12 protein-coding genes are annotated in these 14,899 nt (G+C 41.7%); 2 read left to right on the forward strand and 10 right to left on the reverse strand.

Going from position 1 to position 14,899, the window contains the following annotated elements; all coding sequences use genetic code 11:
• Positions 1-30: 30 nt before the first annotated feature.
• Together CC90_RS0115710 and CC90_RS0115715 are read right to left on the reverse strand one after the other, a co-directional pair.
• A complete protein-coding gene (locus tag CC90_RS0115710) occupies positions 31-873 on the reverse strand; it encodes a Cof-type HAD-IIB family hydrolase (RefSeq protein WP_031391691.1) in 843 nt (280 codons plus the stop codon).
• 10 nt (positions 874-883) lie between these two features.
• Positions 884-2,044, reverse strand: a complete 1,161-nt coding sequence (locus tag CC90_RS0115715) for an iron-containing alcohol dehydrogenase (RefSeq protein WP_031391692.1) — start codon at positions 2,042-2,044, stop codon at positions 884-886.
• A gap of 306 nt (positions 2,045-2,350) precedes the next feature.
• Between CC90_RS0115715 and CC90_RS0115720 the strand changes: the two genes are divergently transcribed.
• The gene (locus tag CC90_RS0115720; RefSeq protein ID WP_031391693.1) at positions 2,351-3,898 is read left to right on the forward strand and encodes a BglG family transcription antiterminator; all 1,548 of its coding nucleotides are present in this window, start codon (positions 2,351-2,353) and stop codon (positions 3,896-3,898) included.
• A 31-nt stretch (positions 3,899-3,929) separates the two neighbouring features.
• On the opposite strand, the gene CC90_RS0115725 is transcribed toward CC90_RS0115720, so the two are convergent.
• From CC90_RS0115725 to trmB, 7 genes are all read right to left on the reverse strand, one after another.
• Complete coding sequence (locus tag CC90_RS0115725) at positions 3,930-4,535, reverse strand: YitT family protein (RefSeq protein WP_031391694.1); 606 nt, start codon at positions 4,533-4,535, stop codon at positions 3,930-3,932.
• A gap of 2 nt (positions 4,536-4,537) precedes the next feature.
• Positions 4,538-5,254 (reverse strand): ribulose-phosphate 3-epimerase, encoded by a 717-nt coding sequence (locus CC90_RS0115730; RefSeq protein WP_031391695.1) that lies wholly within the window; start codon positions 5,252-5,254, stop codon positions 4,538-4,540.
• Positions 5,255-5,535: 281 nt separating this feature from the next.
• Positions 5,536-6,984, reverse strand: coding sequence for a Sapep family Mn(2+)-dependent dipeptidase (locus CC90_RS0115735; protein ID WP_031391696.1), 1,449 nt, complete (start codon positions 6,982-6,984; stop codon positions 5,536-5,538).
• A gap of 135 nt (positions 6,985-7,119) precedes the next feature.
• The gene (locus CC90_RS0115745) at positions 7,120-8,745 is read right to left on the reverse strand and encodes a PTS transporter subunit EIIC (RefSeq protein ID WP_031391697.1); all 1,626 of its coding nucleotides are present in this window, start codon (positions 8,743-8,745) and stop codon (positions 7,120-7,122) included.
• 504 nt (positions 8,746-9,249) lie between these two features.
• Positions 9,250-11,007, reverse strand: a complete 1,758-nt coding sequence (locus CC90_RS22525; protein WP_132038540.1) for a GH25 family lysozyme — start codon at positions 11,005-11,007, stop codon at positions 9,250-9,252.
• 106 nt (positions 11,008-11,113) lie between these two features.
• Entirely contained in the window at positions 11,114-11,437 is a 324-nt protein-coding gene (gene trxA, locus CC90_RS0115755; RefSeq protein WP_031391699.1) for a thioredoxin, read from the reverse strand.
• Positions 11,438-11,453: 16 nt separating this feature from the next.
• Positions 11,454-12,095, reverse strand: coding sequence for a tRNA (guanosine(46)-N7)-methyltransferase TrmB (gene trmB, locus CC90_RS0115760; protein ID WP_031391700.1), 642 nt, complete (start codon positions 12,093-12,095; stop codon positions 11,454-11,456).
• Between the two features lie 182 nt (positions 12,096-12,277).
• Here trmB and CC90_RS0115765 point away from each other — a divergent pair, with 182 nt between their 5' ends.
• A complete protein-coding gene (locus CC90_RS0115765) occupies positions 12,278-13,792 on the forward strand; it encodes a D-alanyl-D-alanine carboxypeptidase family protein (RefSeq protein ID WP_035315776.1) in 1,515 nt (504 codons plus the stop codon).
• 86 nt (positions 13,793-13,878) lie between these two features.
• Here the strand turns inward: CC90_RS0115765 and CC90_RS0115770 are convergent, their stop codons facing one another.
• Complete coding sequence (locus CC90_RS0115770) at positions 13,879-14,829, reverse strand: 3'-5' exonuclease (RefSeq protein ID WP_031391702.1); 951 nt, start codon at positions 14,827-14,829, stop codon at positions 13,879-13,881.
• Between the last annotated feature and the right edge of the window lie 70 nt (positions 14,830-14,899).

Raw genomic sequence — 14,899 nt, forward strand, 5'->3', positions numbered from 1 at the left:
TCTTCTCATTAACCTATCCGTTCTCTGCAGCTATTCCATTTCCATTACATCCTTCTGCAGCACAAATTTTTGGACCGCCTTTGCCACGCCGGCATTTATATTCGTATCCGTAATGTAATCTGCTGCTGCCTTAATTTCCTCTGTCCCATTCCCCATGGCGATGCCCAGAGCACCGTACCGAATCATTGAAATATCATTTTCATTATCGCCGATACACATAATTTCGTCTCGTTTAATTCCAAGATAAGCACTTAACTCCCTCACCGCTTCTCCTTTGGAAGTGCCGCCTCTCATAACTTCAAAATTACATGGATGGGAGCTTACGACTTCCAGATCCTCATATTGCTTTAATTCCAGCTTGGCCTGTATTAAATTTTCCTCCAGCACTTTATCGGCCCGAAAGATCAGCGCTTTATAAATGTCATTGCTTTGCCCTTCCAACACCTTATTTAAATCGGCATTTTCAATAAATTCCATTTTATCTTCTTCCTTAAGCTTTGGATTTGTCCGTTTGTAAGGGTGACTTTCTTCTATCCATTCATTGCTGATGACTTTATTGCGGCCCTTAAAATGTATTACCAGATGATGCTTTGCCGCAACCGTATAAATCCGTTCCATTTGTTCCGCGTTCAGACTCTTTTCATATACTGCTTGATTGTATCTGAAATAAGTGCCATTTGTCGCTATAACGTGCACTTTGGGATGAATCAAATCCGCAAAATATCTTGCGATATTAAATGGTCTTCCGGAAACCAACGCAATTTCAACTCCTGCCTCCACAGCGTGCTTAAGTACTTCCAGATTCTGTCCGGGTATCGAAAACTCATCACCCAGCAAAGTACCGTCCATATCAATGCAGATTAGTTTTATCATCTTTTATCTCCTATTTTTCTTCGAACGAATCTCTTATAATATCCTGAAGCCATTCTTTATTCCCAAACGGCAGGAACCCTAAAACCGGGTTTTCTAAGATTATACTCAGTTGTTCTTCTGTTACATCGAATTCCTTTAAGCTCTTGCATAACCCAACTTTTTTTAGAAAGGAAGCCACTTCAACATGCAGCGCTTCAGCCGCCGTTTCCTCTTCTGCCTCTTCCAATTCCTGGTTAAACAGACGGGCCACCCGGGCAAACTTTGAAGTATAATCCCTCCATGCCTTTTTAAGGAAGGCCGGAAAAACAACTGCCAGCGCTTCGCCATGAGCTATATTCGTTACACCCCCGATTATTTCACTAAGCGGATGAGGCGCAGAAGCTCCTGAATTTGCTAAACTGCATCCGGCTAATGTATCCGCAATTGCGAGCTGCTTTCTGTATTCTATATTTTTTCCCTCCTCCAATGCCTTGGGCAGGAAACGAATAACCAGCTCCATAGCCTTTAAACTCTGTATTTCTGTAAATGCGGATGCTTTTTTATTAATATAGCTCTCAAAAGCATGTGTAAAAGCATCAAATCCGGTGGCCGCTGTCACTTTCCACGGAAGTGTCGCCATCAGCTCAGGATCTATAATACACTGTTTTGAAAAATTATCCTGATGGAATATTGTAATTTTTTCTTTTCCTCTTGTAATAACTGCTGCTTGCGTTACCTGGCTTCCTGTTCCTGAAGTTGTCGGAACAGCAATTAAAGGCAGCTTTTTATCGCTGAGTGCCTCATAATGTGCAAAAGGATTGGAGTAATTTGTCAGCAAATCATCCCAGTCAATAGAACTCAATCCATTCGTTAACGCGATGACTTTTGCCGTATCAATGCTCGAACCTCCTCCTACCGCCAGTACAAAATCAACTTTTCCCGCTCTGGCCGCCTCATGTCCCTCATTTACAATCTCTACGGTGGGATTGGGCAATACTTTATCAAAATGAATTACCTCAATATCTGCTGAAGACAATAACTCCTTTACTCTGTTAAAAAGCTTGTCCAGAGGTTCTGCATGGGGTGTTGTAACCAACAGGCACCTGCTCCCGTATCCGGAAACAACCTCGGGCAGCTTTTCCAGCTCACCCTGTCCGAATATAATTTTTGAAGGCTGATAATATTGAAACATAATTTCCTCTCTTTCTGCGTGTGAACGCCGCGCATGGCAAGTTCAAAAACTTCTCCTGTTCTTTAAAGCATCTTTTTGCTTATTTATCTTATGAAATAATTATATCCGTCCCTGTATCTCCTTTCAACCTCACAGCCGGTAACTAAATTTAACCAAATTATGTGGCAATATGTAAACAATTATGCTATAATTGAGAATAACACCGATTATTAAGGGAATTATAGAAGATATATTTTTTGTTTATTCCTCACATTAATGTGGTAATTTTATTTTAATTCCGTATTTTGAAAGGAGCATGGCTATAAAATGAATAAAAGATTATTACAGGAAGCAGAGCTGCTTTTGAGTAAAAATGCTTATATTACAGTTAGCGATATAGCCACTACCTTAAGCTGCAGTAATAAGACCGTAAGAAATGACTTGATAATACTGGAGCCTTGGATTAAAGACTTGAATCTCTCTCTAGATAAAAAAATTGGTGTCGGCATCGCTATCCGTGGTGACGAAGAAATCAAATTAAAGGTTCTGAACGACCTTGCCGCAAAGACCCACAATATCCAGGAATATTCTCCCGAAGACAGGATGAACTATATTCTATCCCAATTATTTTCTCGCAATTCAAGGCTTCGCATTAAGGAACTGGCAAGCCACCTTTACGTAAGCAGAGCTACCATACACAAGGATTTACTCGCTGCGGATGAATGGCTTTGCAATTACAATATAAAGTTGATCAGGAAGACAAATTATGGTATTGAAATCAATGGCAATGAAAATGATATTAGGAATGCGATGTCCTATTTAATCTGTTCCCACAAGCAATATTTAGAGCTTCAGGCAATCCTGAATGAAGAGACGTCACCTGCCTCCGATACTTTAAAATTATTCCGAAAATTAACTAACTTCGATATTCTGAAACTTAAAAACACAGTTTTCGGTATACCGGAACTGATTTCCTACCACCTTACGGATGAAGCGCTTCTTACGTTTATCGTGGATATCTCTGTTGCAACTACCAGAATGTCCATAGGAAAATATATCCGCTTGTCCTCTGATACCAAACAGAAGATTGACCATACCGAGGAATTTCTTATTGCAAAGAGGATAGGTCACAGCATTGAGGAAGTATTCAGCATTACCTTTCCTCCAGATGAAATATATAATCTGGCACTTCATATCCTATGTTCAAAAACCGACTGTTCTCCCGGCCTCCACCCGGATGTGGAGAATTTTAATTCTGAAGAATTTATGGAAGCGGAAAATCTCTCCCGGAAGCTGGCTTCTTATTGGAGCAATACTTTAAGGTTACCCTTAACCCAGGATAACGAATTATTTCATTCCCTCAGTATGCATCTGAAGCCTGTAATAAATGGTGTTCGGTACGGATTAACTGCCAAAAATCCGATCTTAGATGAAATCCTAAAATATTATCCTTATACTTTCCGCGTAGTTAAGGATTCTATTTTTATTTTGGAAGATTATTTATGCCACAAAATCAGTGATGATGAGATTGGATATATTACACTCCATTTGGCCTCCGCCATTGAACGGTCAAAGAAAAAATTAAAAACGGTGGTAATCTGCCACGGCAGTACCGGAGAAGCAAAGCTTTTAAAAAACAAGCTCAGTCATGAAATGAATGAGCTTGATATCGTTTATACAAAATCTTCTACCTATATCAGCAGTAATGACTTGAAAGACATCGACTTGATCATTACTACGGTCCCGCTTAAAATAAATACTGAGATCGATGTTATCAACATTTCCTCTCTATTGAACAAGCAGGATATCGTACGGTTAAAATCTATTATTAAAATGATTTATTCCAGGAAAAATTCACTGACAATCAATAAATAAAAGGCAAAGCTTTTGTTATGTTTTATTTTTCTTATGCAGATGCAGGCTGCTGCTTCAAACCGAATTTTGATGTTATAACGTTAATCGTTTGTATGATAACGAACAAGGAAACGAGCGAAAAGATTGCCACCGTATAATCCCGGCTTATAATACCGGAAAGTATAACAACCGTGCCATCTAACAGAAACAGAATCACCGGCAGTTTTAAGAACCTGATTATTTTATTCAGCAGCAATGCCATCAAGTCGGTTCCCCCGGTGGCACAGCCTCTTATCAAGGCAAGTCCGATTCCGGCTCCTACCAGCAAGCCTCCGGCAATTGCCGCTGCCGGCAGGCTGTTCGTTACATGAATTTCTGGTATTATTTTCAAAAAAACCGGAGTGGCAAAGGTAATATATAACGTTTTGATTCCAAAGCTCTTTCCCAAAAATACTACTCCCAAAATTAACAAGGGGCCGGAAATGGCAAGAGAAGCATAGGACATCGGTATTTTTGTAACTTCAGCTATGATAATAGATATGCCGGTTATTCCGCCCGGTGCCAATGTATGCTCCGCAAAAAAGAAATTTACAGCACAGGCCATAAGCACACTGGACAGAGTAATCAGTATATAATCAATCAACCTTTCTTTTATCATATTTATTCCAAACCAAATTTCTCTGCCGCTTCATCGATCGCTTTTCTGCATTTCTTAACCCCTGCGGCAATTCCTTCCTCATCCTTAAAAATAGCGGAAGAAAGAACGATAACATCCGGATTGCACTCGATCAATTTTTCCATATTATCATGACGCAGTCCTCCATCGATCGCCAGTTCACAGCCCGGATTTTTTTCATCGATCATTTTTCTTGCTCTTTTTACCATATCCAATGAGCTTTTTCTCCAGCCCCAGTTATCCTGTCCATCTGTCTCATCAACTCCATGAGTAACGATATGCAAACGGTCAATATCATAAATCGCTTCATCCACAAAGCATAATGGTGTGTAGCAGCCCACCGCCAGACCTATCTTCATTCCGAATTCTCTGCAGTAATTAATGATATAAGCCAAGGGAGCCCCGAGGAATTGTTCTGCGGGAAGTATCAGCATATTGCATCCTACCCTCGCTAATTTTTCTATGAATAACCTGTCACATTCTACCGTATATATATGGCATTCTATCATTTTATCCGTTATTGGCCTGATACCGTCAATAATTTGATGCCCTCCCATAAGCTGCAGATTTCTAAGATTATACATATCGGCTGCATCAGAGTGAACATAATCCGCTCCTGCATCCATTGCCTCCTTAACCACTCCTGCAATATTCCCATAATTAACATGTGCCAGACCTGCTGCAATTTTAATATGTTTCATAATAGATCCTCCATCTTTTGATTTTTATTTTTTATCAGTTCTATATTTCTTTAAATATCAACAAGGATATTTATCCCGGCAAGGATTGAATTAACTTTTATATATTTATATTACACAAAACCATATCCTGCGTCAACGCAGCCGGTATGCTCAAAAATTACCTTTTTTCAGTGGTAATTTATGAACAATATGTTTAATTTATCAATTTACCTTGATATTACAAGCACCTTAATATTTTCGCTTTATTATAGTAAATATTATACAATATCCCTTCCCGGAACCTAATATAGAGATGCTGCGTCAGTCTGATCCTCATTCAATCTTATAATTGCTTCAGCGTATATATCCAGTGCCTTAAAATAACTTTCAATTTTCATGCATTCATTTTCTCCATGTGAATTGGGTGTCTCCCGGGGAAAACTCGGTCCAAATCCCACGCAATTCGGAACAGCTCTGGAATAACTGATTCCCCCTTTTGTTACCGGCAGCGGTCTTTCCCCTGTTACCGATTCATAGGAATCCAATAAAATATGAACGAGATTATCGTCAGGAGAAACATAGAGCCTTTTCTTCTTTTGAATTACTATTGTTTGAAAGCCTTCCTTTGCTGCTTCTTCATTGAGATGCGCCAAAATGCAGTCTTCCTCGATACCCATCGGATAGCGTATATCAAAGCCCATAAGAAGCTCCTTTTCCGTATCCGTATAAGAAAGATAACAAAGCGCCATCGTAAGGTCACCTGTTTCAGAATGATGGTGCTTTATCCCAAAACCCGCCCCATAAGGTTCCTTCTGAAACCATTGCATAACCCGCTCCAATATGCTGTAGAAATTATAATCTATACCGGTACATGCAATAAAATCCCTGGCAAATTCATGCGCCGCATGGACTGCCCGTTGGGGATTCCTGGAAAGATTTCTTGGTGAAAGATAGGTCAAGGTTATGATATCTGCGTCGGAGGTTACTTTTACCGCATGGACAGCACAATTTTCTACGGCAGATATATCTGCTGTGCGGATTGTCACTTTCAGCCTGTGAAGAGTATAATTATGGCTTATATTCGATTCCATCCGTATTAGTTGATGAACCTCGGCGTTTCTTTTCTGCACCCTATCAGATTTATCATAGACTTTTTTGAATTCGCCCCGAAGCACTCCTTTCTCACAGTTCACTACCGGGAAATCGCAATCGGGAGAAAAAGACATCTGAGGAGGTGCATTTCTTTTTAAATAATAATCCATACATTCCCAAGTCGTTTCCTCTGCTCCTCCTATTATCAGCCTTATTTTTTTAGAAGGCTGATAAGCTGCTTCCTTTAATAGCCGCATAATGTACAATATGCCTATTATGGCAGATTTATCATCATTAACTCCTCTGCCATACATAAAGCCGTCTCTTACGCTTAAGGTAAACGGCTCCGATAGCCACTGGGAGGAATCCTTGCATGGTACTACATCAGTATGGGTTAATATACCTAATACTTCACTGTTTTCGCCATAATCTATATGCAATGCATATCCGTCAAAATCCTGCCATTTCAGGGAAAATTTTTCTGCCATCTCAATGATTAAGTCGAAAGCCTTTCTTATTTCTGCTCCAAAAGGTCTGCCGGAAGCTGCTGTGGCATTATCATATACAGAAGGAACAGCTACCAGCCGTCCGATATCATACAGAATTTGCTCCTTATAATCATCCAGTCCGTTTTTTAAATAGTCTTTTGTTGTTTTCATGGCATATTTTCTCCTATGGAAGATACTTTTCCCTTTTCTTTCCACAATGTATTAAGTGGCAGAAGAATCTGCCACTCAACAAGGGGGTTTATTTCCATTCACTGATTTTCATGGATCAATGAAATCATGATGGCATTAATTTTTTTCAAGGACATCCTTTACCTTAGTCGTTAATGTTGTAACGTGTGTCCCGTAAATAATCTGATAATACTTATTATTTTTTACAACGCCCAATGCTTCCAAATCGTTTTTCCAGGTTTTATCATCCGCAACAGATTCCTGATCTTTCACGGTGACACGCAGCCGTGTCGCGCAGCAGGATACTTCCACAATATTTTGTGCGCCTCCAAATGCGTCTACTATTCTCTCCGGAAGGCTTTTACTATCGTTTGGTTCTTTATCCTCAACTGCTTTGTTTGTATTCTTTATCTCATTATATTCTTTTTTGCTCATAAACTTAATTTCCTGCTCTGCTGCTTCGCGTCCCGGTGTCTTTAAATTAAATTTTACAATTAAGAACCTAAATAAGAAGAAATAAACAGCAAATGTCAGCGGCAACAAATAAAGGAGAGACATCGCATGAACCTTTTGAGGCTGCAGGAGATTAGGTATCATGAATAATAAAGCATTTCCATTAATAGATACCTGCGTTATTTCCGTTAAGACATAGGTCAGCCCGCAAATAGGTGCATAAACAGCAAAGTAAAGAACCGGCGCAACAAATAAGAATGTATATTCAATCGGTTCGGAGATACCGACCATCATCATTGTTACTACCGCCGGCAAAACAATAGAAAGTACTTTCTTTTTGTTTTCTTTTCTGGCTGTAGCATAAATTGCACAGCCGACTGCAGGAAGGCCGGCAAGCTGGAATAAAACGCGGCCCGACGTAAAGTTTCTTACTATATATCCCGTTGCGTCAGCCGAACCGGACTGCCCGACAATAATATTTTTTACTCCTTCGAAAAGAGTTCCGTCAATCGTCATCGTACCCCCCACACGGGTATACTCAATCGGAAATGCAATTAAGTGATGGATACCGAAAGGCAGGAGTAATTTATCGAGTGTTCCGAATACAAAAGTTCCGGTTAATCCGGAAGAGGTAATGAAGTTCGTTAAAAAGTGTAATCCGTCGGCAACCACAGGCCATACATAATATGCAATGATAGCCATCGGAACAGATATCAATGACAGCATCAAGATAACGAACTTGGTTCCTGAAAAGAAAGAAAACATCATAGGAAGTTCTTTTTCATTCCACTTGTTATTTGCCCATGCCGCCACTAACCCGCAAATCAAACCGCTGAAAATACCCATATCAAAGGTAAATATGCCTGCAACCGAGGCCCACATGGAATTAAAGTTTAAAGCAGCCGTTTGCGTATATCCCAAAGCTAAAAGATTATCTACTGTTGTTGTCGTTTCATCCCAGCCCATGGAACCTGCATAAACAGATATGCATTTATTGAAAGCGAACAGCAGGAACAAACCTGCTAACGCACCCCATCCCTTTTCTTTCTTGGAAAGGGTAAATGCAATACCGACCGCAAACCATAATGGAAGATACCTCATAATCATAAAACCAATACCGGAAAACATATCAAAAATAGTGTATATTATATTGCCTTTTGGAATGATATAATTGGTAAATGCACTTCCTATACCGACGTAAAAACCAACGATAACCAAAAGGATTACTGGTACCATCATCGCCCCTGAAAATGTTTGGAGCTTTCCTCTTAAATTAAGTTTATTTTTCATTCATTTGCTCCTTTCTATGTGTCTACCGCATATATAAAAAATAATGCGATATAGCTATACCTCCCGTATAAATTTTACGCCAATAAAATCCATAAAAATTATAAGGCCATGATGCGCTTATCGGAAAAAACAGCTTAATGCAACCCTCGCGATTTTGTTAACTAATTGCATTTATTCCATAACAATTTTCCGATACTCTTTTAATATTGCTTTCCTATCTCATCAGCCATAATTTTAATCTGAAATTTATCAGCATTTTATAAAAAATTAATTCAATGCCTAAATGAATTATATTTGAAAGTAATTTACTTTGCAATGCTGCCGGTGTTTATCAAATCTACCATTATATTGTGGTAAATTACTATATAACATTGCAAATATGGGTTTTTACTATGCAAAAATAACATGCATAAAATGGGTCATATATCATATTTCAGAAAATTGAACAAAAAAACAGGCCGCTGTTCCATAGGTTGCCACCTACTTTCCAACGACCCGTTAAGGCTATTGTACCGGTGTCAGATAACTGCTCACCGCATATACTGTCTGTCCGTTATAATCGAGTCTCGACCATCCCGTATTCCCATTAATTCCCGTTCTGGTCACCACATCTCCATTTCTTATCGTCGCCACTACCGTACCTTCATTCGCCGTACTCGGTTCCGTGCGGAGATTACATTCGATTTTTGGTGTCACCTGCTCATTAACATCCGTATAAACCGAAGTATCGGGAGACGTTTGCACATATCCGAGGTCGGTGGTGAGATAACTGCTGATGGCATATAAGGTCTGTCCGTTATAGTCCACCTGTGACCAGCCATTGCTTCCGACTCCGGTACGCGTCACAGTCTCACCATTATGAAGCACCGCCACTATCGTATCATCGCTCGACGAGCTTGCCGCACTCCTTAAGTTGGTAACTTTCTTCGCCGTTACCGCCTCGTTTACCGGCTGATAAATGGAGGCCGGCTGTACAGCCGAAGCCGGAGCCTCATAGTCCAGTTCAGTAGTAAGGTAGTTGCTTACCGCATATACCTTCTGTCCGTTATACTCGAGTCTCGACCAGCCGCTTGAAGATATTCCTGTTCTCGTTGCCGTTTCTTTATTTTTTAATTTTCCTACAATCGTGTCTCCGCTGGCTGTACTCGGTACCGAACGAAGATTTATCTCTATTTTTGCCGTTACCTGCTCATTTACTTCCGTCATATTAAGCAGTGCTTCAGGATCTGCTTCTACCGCTTCATAGGGAGTATCATCCACCGCTTCCGCCGCCTGGCTGTAACTGAAATAAGCCACATTCATATCCACGCCTTTGGGAACACCGGGCACCGTGCCCTGGCTTGTATACTGCCACATGGCGTGCGTGCCGCTATAGCTGGAGGATACCGTCTGAGGATAAGGAACATCCGGGTATTGGGATACCCATATTTTATATCGGCTGGTAAGCCTGTCCGTATCCCATAACGTATTTCCTTGCATTTCATTTTTTGCAGCATAGAACATAGGAGTATAACCTTTGCTCTGCACATAATCCAAAAAGGCAATCGCACAATCGCTCCGCGCGCTTTTATCCAATCCATACTGCCTGCTTTCCGAAGATTGAAAGCCTTCACAGTTATAAACCACCGGATAAGTGATCGGGTATTGAGCGATGAATCCCGTTACCCATGCCGCCTCCTCTTTCGCTTCTTCCTCCGTCACTGCAGTGGAAAAGAAATAAACACCCAACTGGAGTCCTGCTTCTTTCGCCTGCTGCATATTGTACTTCGCTAACGGGTCCTCCATAATGATTCCCGTCTTCTGGGTACGGTAACCCACGCGGATAATAGCAAATTCCACGCCGGAATCTGCTGCCTGCTGCCAGTCTATGGTGCCCTGCCACTTAGCCACGTCGATTCCATAGGAAACCTCTCCTGTTTCATTGGCCCCTTTGATCACCGCACTTATATCCGACGCTGCTCCTGCCCCGTCTTCATTCATACTCTCCGCTTCCTGCGGATCCTCTTCATCGTCCATCTCCGCTACATCGGCGGCTACATGAAAATCTTCTGTCTCCGCCGGGGTTTCCGAGTCCGCATCCTCTAAAGGCTCCCCTTCCTCCGGTTTCTGAGTCTCCTCAAGTACCTGAACGGCGGCTACCTCCGTATCCTTCTCTTCTCCGAAAAATACAGACCTTACCAAAATGACAACAAGTATCAGCACAAGCAGGATCCCGGCTCCGGCTCCGGCCACCACCGCTACATGCTTCTTGTTGTACCTCACACGTTTTTTCCTATACTCGCTCATTAAAATGTCCATGCCTTTCCTGTTGACCGAAGTATAAAGAAACACCCGCTGAGCGAGTGTTCTTAACCTTCTAAAACTTCAATTACTTCGTCAGCGCCTCTTGCAGTTTATTCTCCAAATCCGCCTTAGATACTCCTCCAACGGTTACGCTCACCGCTTCTCCCCCTTTAAATACGATAAACGTAGGTATGGACATCACGCGATATTTCTGCGCTATCTCCATCTCCTCATCTATATTACACTTACCTACCTTTACCTTTCCTTCCAGCTCTCCGGCAAGCTCCTCTACCACGGGCGCCATCATCTTACACGGTCCGCACCAGTCTGCAAAAAAATCTACCAATACCGGAATATCCGATTTCAGGACCTCTTCCTCGAAATTTGCCGTTGTAAATTTGTATTCCATATTGAAACCTCTCTTTCTACCTCACAATAATATATTTGTAAATAGGATTACCTAAAGAAGAAAATTTATCTTCATATTCAGTCATTATATTTCCCTGCATCATCTCCTCGTCCCGATGCAGGTCACGGGTCACCTTCTCAGCTCTCCAGCCGGCATCTTCTAACTCATCCAAAGCAAAGAGGAACAAATCCTTATTATCCGTCTTGAATTCCAGCTGTCCTTCTTTTGTCAGTATCTTATCGTAGCGGGCAAGGAATTCCCGGGACGGCAGACGCCGCTTGGCATGTCTGTCCTTGGGCCACGGATCGGAAAAATTGAGAAAAATCCTCTCTACCTCTTCTTCTGCGAAGACCTCCGTAATGGTCTCGGCATCCATCCGTACAAAACGGACATTGGGCAGAGCTTCCTGCTGCCCCATCTTCTGTATAGCCCGCAGCAAAACACTGGAATATTTTTCAATCCCGATATAATTAATATCCGGATGAGCCTTCGCCATATCCATAATAAAACGGCCTTTTCCCATTCCTATTTCGATGTGTATGGGCTGGCTGTTACAAAAAACATTCTGCCAGTTTCCCTTTTGCTTCTCCGGCTCCCTAACGGCAAATTCGCTTTCGCCGATGATTTCCCTCGAGCCTGATATGTTCCGTAAACGCATAAAGCCGCTCCTTAATTTTCTTATGCTTCATTTTACACCACAAAGCGATAAATGAAAAGCCCCAACCGAACGCGATGATTTTATTTATTAAATAATATTTTTTTTGCAATTATCTTTGGTTTTTAATTAAAATAGTGTATTATTAAAAGTAACGTTTAAATTTTGAATAGGAGTGTCAGTTTATGTCTTTTAATCACACCGGGCTGAAAAAGGAGCCCTTTCGTTTTCATAAATTAAAGAAAAACCTCTGTCTTTTTACTCTGTCAGCTATCATACTTTCTTCCGCCTTTGCAACGGATATCGCATATGTACAAGCCGTCAGCCTGGACGCGCTTACAGAAGCTGTGGAGAATAGAAAAACTCTCCCCATCCAATCCAACGAAATAGAGAACTGGCCCACAGGTCCCCAAATCGGTGCCGAATCAGCCATTGTCATGGAAGCCAATACAGGAGCAATTTTATACAGCAAGAATATTCATGAGCAGCTATATCCCGCCAGTACCACCAAGATTCTTACCTGCTTGATCGCAGCGGAGAATTCCTCCCTGGACGAAATGGTCACCTTCTCTCACAATGCCGTTTTCTCCATTCCCAGGGGAAGCTCGAATATGGGTATGGATGAGGGACAGTCTATTTCTATGGAGGAATGCTTATACGGAATCCTTATCGGTTCCGCCAATGAGGTAGCTAATGCGGCAGCAGAGCATGTGGGAGGAAGCATCGAGGGCTTTGCAGAAATGATGAATGAAAAAGCCAAAGAGTTGGGCTGTACCGATTCCCATTTCGCTAATGCCAACGGCCTGCATGACGACAACCATTATACCTCTGCCTATGACCTCGCCACCATCGCCCGGGCTTTTTATAAGAATGAACTCCTGGCAAAAATATCAGGTATGCCTTCCTATCATTTCGAGCCTACCGCCACACAGCCGGACGATTTCATTCTTCGCACGCACCACAAGATCGTGAATAATGAATATCCCTGCGAAGGCATCATCGGCGGCAAGACCGGCTACACGGACAACGCCAGACAGACACTGGTAAGCTGTGCGGAGCGAAACGGTATGAAGCTCATCTGCGTCATTATGAAGGAAGAATCCCCTCATCAGTTTACGGACACGGTGGATTTGTTTCAGTACGGCTTCAACAATTTTGAAATCGTCAACGTATCGGAAAACGAGAAAAACTATAACATAGATAATGCCGACTTTTTCCAGACAGATAACGACATCTTCGGCAGTTCCAAGCCGGTTCTGTCCCTGAACAAGGGCAGCTACCTCGTGCTCCCGAAGACTGCAGTTTTCCAGGATACGCAATCCTCTATCTCCTATAATGTGGATGATGACAGCCAGATTGCCAAGATCGATTATACCTATAACGGCGTATACGTGGGAAGCGCAACTGTAGATATCGCTCTCAATACCGAATCCTCCTACGATTTCGACACCTCCATAGAAGGCACCGCTTACGACGCGCCGGAAGCACAGAACGAGGAACCTCAGGAGAATATCATATTCGTCAATGTGAAAAGGGTCCTTTCCTTTATTCTTATCGTAGCGGGCATACTTATTTTCCTGTTTGTAGTGAAGTCCGTCATACAGAATTACAGCTTCGCCAAAAGGCGCAGAAACCGCCTGCGGAGAAAAAACAGGCGAAAAGACAGAATGCGTTCCCAGTACAAGGATTTTGATCTTTAGATTGAATCGGGCGATAAAATAAGGGCGTCCTAAAAGCCATAAAGGTGTTTCACCATTTTGCGACTTTTGGGACGCCCTCTTATTTTTTACCTGCCGTACTTATTTCTTTCTTTTTTCTGCTGCCTCGCCCGTCCCTGCCTCTCCCTGATTTCGAGCACATCCTCTTCCGATATGAATTTCGTTGTCTTTATGGCATATACTTTATCGTTCTCCGATTTCTTGATGCGCACCTTAGCCTTCATGAAACCGTGGTTATTGCAATAGCCCACGCTGTAATAATGTTTTCCGTTAGGAGTAAACCATTTAATTTTACGCTTGATATTCTTCCTGCAAAGATAACACTTCGTACTCATGATTTCCCGGTCATCCAGCACGTCCTGTTTGCTGTCGAATTCTCTGGAAATGTACTTCGTATAATTATCGAACACTGCATATACTTCTTCTTTTTTATTTCTCGGTGCCACAAAAACGTCAAAGGAAACATTGCCCAGCAGTTCCTTGTCGATATGGGCCAGTATTTTGGCAGTATAATATGCATCGCTGAAGGCTCTGTGAAAGGGAATATCCTTTCTTATATTCAGAAAGTCAATCGCATACTCCAAGGTTCTTCTGGACTTCTTGTCCTCAAAGCAGATGCTGAACAGCTTCTGCACATCGTAAAATTTCAGCGGCCTGTCCGAAAGCAGCGGCATATGATAATGACGCATGTTCCTCTGAAGCTCCGTTAAATCCAAAGGCCCCCACGTACAGAACATGTAATCTGTTCCGCACCACGTAAGAAAATCTTGTACTACTTCGTTAAAGAAGCGCTCGTTATCCAGCTCTTCCATCCGTAAATGTATCAATTTCTTCGTGATATGGTGCATTTCATGGTAAATCTGAGGCTTTATCAACCGGTTGAACTCCCCGGTAATTTCAAAATCGTTATTCAGCTTCAAAGCACCGATTTCTATAATTTCAAAAGGGACAGTTTTTACTTCTTCATCTTTTCCGGTATTGCTTTGATTCCATTCTAAATCAAACACTATATAATTCATGTAAAATACCTTTTCCTTTGCAAAACAGTCCTATCCCAGTATATCTATTTCTTTCATTTTGAATACTTTT

Origin of the sequence: Kineothrix alysoides (assembly GCF_000732725.1) — a bacterium.
GTDB lineage: Bacteria > Bacillota > Clostridia > Lachnospirales > Lachnospiraceae > Kineothrix > Kineothrix alysoides.

Bases quoted from the DNA above. Each gene is read 5' to 3' on its own strand.
- CC90_RS0115710 (WP_031391691.1), bottom strand. From the start codon at position 873: ATGATAAAACTAATCTGCATTGATATGGACGGTACTTTGCTGGGTGAT.
- CC90_RS0115715 (WP_031391692.1), bottom strand. From the start codon at position 2,044: ATGTTTCAATATTATCAGCCTTCAAAAATTATATTCGGACAGGGTGAG.
- CC90_RS0115720 (WP_031391693.1), top strand. From the start codon at position 2,351: ATGAATAAAAGATTATTACAGGAAGCAGAGCTGCTTTTGAGTAAAAAT.
- CC90_RS0115725 (WP_031391694.1), bottom strand. From the start codon at position 4,535: ATGATAAAAGAAAGGTTGATTGATTATATACTGATTACTCTGTCCAGT.
- CC90_RS0115730 (WP_031391695.1), bottom strand. From the start codon at position 5,254: ATGAAACATATTAAAATTGCAGCAGGTCTGGCACATGTTAATTATGGG.
- CC90_RS0115735 (WP_031391696.1), bottom strand. From the start codon at position 6,984: ATGAAAACAACAAAAGACTATTTAAAAAACGGACTGGATGATTATAAG.
- CC90_RS0115745 (WP_031391697.1), bottom strand. From the start codon at position 8,745: ATGAAAAATAAACTTAATTTAAGAGGAAAGCTCCAAACATTTTCAGGG.
- trxA (WP_031391699.1), bottom strand. From the start codon at position 11,437: ATGGAATACAAATTTACAACGGCAAATTTCGAGGAAGAGGTCCTGAAA.
- trmB (WP_031391700.1), bottom strand. From the start codon at position 12,095: ATGCGTTTACGGAACATATCAGGCTCGAGGGAAATCATCGGCGAAAGC.
- CC90_RS0115765 (WP_035315776.1), top strand. From the start codon at position 12,278: ATGTCTTTTAATCACACCGGGCTGAAAAAGGAGCCCTTTCGTTTTCAT.
- CC90_RS0115770 (WP_031391702.1), bottom strand. From the start codon at position 14,829: ATGAATTATATAGTGTTTGATTTAGAATGGAATCAAAGCAATACCGGA.